Raw genomic sequence first — 3,424 nt, 5'->3', positions numbered from 1 at the left:
GGCCGATCACCGGCTGCAGGGTCAGGGCCGACGGCGCGCCTTCTTCCAGCTTCAATTCGGCGCGCAGCGCTTCGACCTGGCTGCYCGGCAGTTCGACGGACTGGCCGCGGGCCAGTTCGCGCGGCAGGCTGACCTTGCCGTAGCGGGTGCGCTTGAGGCGGCTGACCTGGCAGCCCTGCGATTCCCACAGGCGGCGCACTTCGCGGTTGCGGCCTTCCTTCACCACGACGCGGAACCAGTCGTGCGAATCGGTGCCGCCGATGCGTTCGATCTCATCGAACTTGGCCGGGCCATCTTCCAGCGCGACACCACGGGTGAGGCGGTCGACGACGGCATCGGGCACCTTGTCCTCGCCTTCCGGGGCACGCACGCGCACCACGTACTCGCGCTCAACCTCGAACGAGGGGTGCATCATGGCGTTGGCCAGCTCACCGTCGGTGGTCGCCAGCAGCAGGCCGGTGGTGTTGATGTCCAGGCGGCCGACGGCGATCCAGCGGGCACCCTTCAGCGCCGGCAGGGATTCGAACACGGTCGGGCGACCTTCAGGGTCTTCACGCGTGGTCACTTCGCCTTCCGGCTTGTTGTAGACCAGCACGCGCGACGGCTCGGCCAGCGCGGTGGCGACGAAGCCGCGACCGTCGAGCTCGATCTTGTCGCCGCTCTTGACCGACATGCCGGTCTGCGCGACTTCACCGTTGACCTTGACCAGGCCTTCGGCAATGCGCTGTTCCAGCGCACGACGCGAGCCGAGGCCGGCCTGGGCCAGGACCTTGTGCAGGCGTTCTTCCAGCTTGAACTGTTCGGACGTGGCTTCGCGCTTGAGCGAAAGCTTGTTCAACGAGGGCTTGCGGGGGGTGTCACTCATCAGTTTTGCTCCGGCCGACGGTTTCGAGGTCGGCCTCTGGTTCGGAATCGGCTTGGTCAACAGCCACGGTCGTCTTCGCGACGGCGTTGTCTTCGCGTTCGTTCACTGTCACCGCGCGCTCGCCCGGCGCGGAATCGGGGTGCCCATCATCGGAGGGCGAAGGTGCTTGCTCATCGTCGGCCGCCGCAGGGAGTGCGTCGGCAGAATCGGGGGTGTCGCCAGCGGTGGTGCTGGTGTCGTCATTTGCCGCGGTGTCCGGGTCGGCGCTCACGTCCGGGCCCTCGGCGCTGGCGGCGAGCGGGGCGTCGCGATCCAGCGCCAGCTGCGGCTCCAGGTCGCCCAGGTCCTTCAGCTCGGAAAGGGGCGGTAGTTCGTCCAGGCGTTTCAGCCCGAAGTAGTCCAGGAAGCCCTTGGTGGTGCCGAACAGGGCGGGCTTGCCGGGTACGTCGCGGTGGCCGACCACGCGGATCCACTCGCGCTCTTCCAGTGCCTGGATGATGTTACTGCTGACCGCCACGCCGCGCACCTGCTCGATCTCGCCACGGGTGATCGGCTGCCGGTAGGCGATCAGTGCCAGCGTTTCCAGGGTGGCGCGGGTATAGCGAGTCTTGCGTTCGGTCCACAGCCGGCTGATCCAGCCATGTACTTCGGCGGTCACCTGGTAGCGGAAGCCCGAAGCCACCTCCACCAGTTCCACGCCACGGTCCTGGCAGCTCTCGCGCAGCCGTTCCAGCGCACGTTCGATGCTGCCCGGCGGTGCCGGCTCGTCTTCCGGGAACAGGTCCTTCAGCTGGGCCAGGGTGAGCGGCTGGCTGGAGGCCAGCAGCGCACCTTCGACAATGCGGTTGATCAGCGTTTGATCCATCGGCAGTCAGCGCTCACTCGTTTTCATTGGCGGCGTCGTTGTCGTCGAACTCGCTGCTGAACTGCAGCGGGGCATTGGTATTGCCGGCGGCCAGGGACTTCACGTAGATCGGCGCCAGCGGTTCTTCCTGCACGAGGTCCAGCAGCTGCTCCTTAGCCAGTTCCAGCACTGCCAGGAACGTGACCAGCACGCCCAGCTTGCCTTCTTCGGCGGTGAACAGGTTTTCAAAACGATAGAACTTGCCGTCTTCAAGCCGCCCCAGCACTTCACCCATGCGCTGCCGGACACTCAGCGCCTCGCGCTTGATGGCGTGGCCGGTGAACAGCTCGGCGCGCTTGAGCACGTCGTGCAGCGCCATCAGCATTTCCTTCAGGTCCACCGGCGGCGGCAGCTTCACTGCGGCGCGCTCGGGCATGAAGGCATGTGCCACGGTGGTGTCACGGTCCTGCCGGGGCAGGGCGTCGATATCCTCGGCGGCCTGCTTGAAGCGTTCGTACTCCTGCAGCCGTCGCACCAGCTCCGCACGCGGATCGGCTTCCTCGCCCTCCACGCTGGGGGGGCGGGGCAGCAGCATGCGCGACTTCACTTCCGCCAGGATCGCCGCCATCACCAGGTACTCGGCGGCAAGCTCGAAGCGCAGCTCGCGCATCACGGTGATGTATTCCACGTACTGCCGGGTGATCTCGGCCACGGGAATGTCCAGTACGTCCAGGTTCTGCCGGCGGATCAGGTACAGCAGCAGGTCCAGCGGTCCTTCAAAGGCGTCCAGGATGACTTCCAGCGCATCCGGCGGGATGTACAGGTCCTGCGGAATCTGCAGGACCGGTTGCCCATGCACCACGGCCAGCGGCATTTCCTGCTGCTGGGGGGCGGGCGGCCGGGTTGGCGTGTTCGCGTCGAGCGCGAGTTCGGAAGTCATCTAATGGAGATCAGGATTGCAACGGACCAGTCGCGGTAGCTGGCACACCGGGCAACTGCCACGGACCGCCAGGACACCAGGCGCGCCTGTCTCGGCGCGGTTCCACACATCAAACAACAGGACGCTCCGCAGGACACGGCAGCGACAGGACTACGGGGAGGTCGTCTACGGGGCCCGGTCGGGTGGACCGGTTCGAAGCAGCGGGTCGGTCGTCGGGGGCTGCGTTTGGCCGCAAAAACCGACGGGCTGCTGCATCCAGCCACGTGCAATGGTTCCTAGGGTAAGCCTTTGCCGCGCCAGTGTCCAGCCGAGGCCGGGCGCGGGGCTGGATTGGCTAGAATTGCTTCACCAGCAACGCAAGCGAGGAAATGCCGGTGTGGTATGTGATTGAAGGATATGACGGCCAGGATGTACTGGCCCAGCGGCTGCAGGCGCGGCCCGAGCACCTGGCACGGTTGACCGCGTTGCGCGATGAAGGCCGCCTGCTTCTGGCCGGGCCGTGTCCGGCGATCGACAGCGAAGACCCGGGCCCGGCAGGGTTCAGCGGCTCGGTGGTGATTGCCGGCTTCGACTCGTTGCAGCAGGCCCAGGCCTGGGCCGATGCCGATCCCTATGTTGCCGCAGGCGTCTATGTGCGGGTGCAGGTGCGACCGTTCCGCAAGGTGCTGCCGTGAACGCGGAACGGATCGAGCAGATTCGTGACGCGCTGCAGCACGCGCTGGCCCCCAGCGTGCTTGAGATCGAAGACGACAGCCATCGCCATGCAGGCCATGCC

Annotated in this window: 4 protein-coding genes and 1 pseudogene; 2 read left to right on the top strand and 3 right to left on the bottom strand. The window is 66.4% G+C overall.

Annotation, left to right across the window (positions count from 1 at the left end; all coding sequences use genetic code 11):
* The 3 genes from rluB to AB4Y84_RS16715 all read right to left on the bottom strand — a co-directional run.
* Window positions 1-865: 23S rRNA pseudouridine(2605) synthase RluB (gene rluB / locus AB4Y84_RS16725; RefSeq protein ID WP_442250479.1), on the bottom strand; the 865-nt coding region annotated here is incomplete at its 3' end.
* Window positions 858-1,730: an SMC-Scp complex subunit ScpB gene (gene scpB, locus AB4Y84_RS16720; RefSeq protein WP_140227409.1), complete on the bottom strand. Its 873-nt coding sequence runs from the start codon at window positions 1,728-1,730 to the stop codon at window positions 858-860. The genes scpB and rluB, both read right to left, overlap by 8 nt.
* A 13-nt stretch (window positions 1,731-1,743) precedes the next feature.
* On the bottom strand, window positions 1,744-2,649 hold the full coding sequence (locus tag AB4Y84_RS16715; protein ID WP_140225759.1) for a segregation and condensation protein A: 906 nt from the start codon (window positions 2,647-2,649) through the stop codon (window positions 1,744-1,746).
* Between the two features lie 374 nt (window positions 2,650-3,023).
* On the opposite strand from AB4Y84_RS16715, the gene AB4Y84_RS16710 reads away from it, so the two are divergent.
* The gene (locus tag AB4Y84_RS16710; RefSeq protein WP_025876500.1) at window positions 3,024-3,323 is read left to right on the top strand and encodes a YciI family protein; all 300 of its coding nucleotides are present in this window, start codon (window positions 3,024-3,026) and stop codon (window positions 3,321-3,323) included.
* Window positions 3,320-3,424: pseudogene (locus AB4Y84_RS16705) on the top strand (BolA family transcriptional regulator); the annotation flags it as partial. The gene AB4Y84_RS16710 and the pseudogene AB4Y84_RS16705, both read left to right, overlap by 4 nt.

The organism is Stenotrophomonas sp. 2YAF22 (genome assembly GCF_052114665.1).
GTDB lineage: Bacteria > Pseudomonadota > Gammaproteobacteria > Xanthomonadales > Xanthomonadaceae > Stenotrophomonas > Stenotrophomonas indicatrix.
Note: the sequence above shows the minus strand (reverse complement) of the source record. Positions and strands in the feature narration are given on the sequence as shown.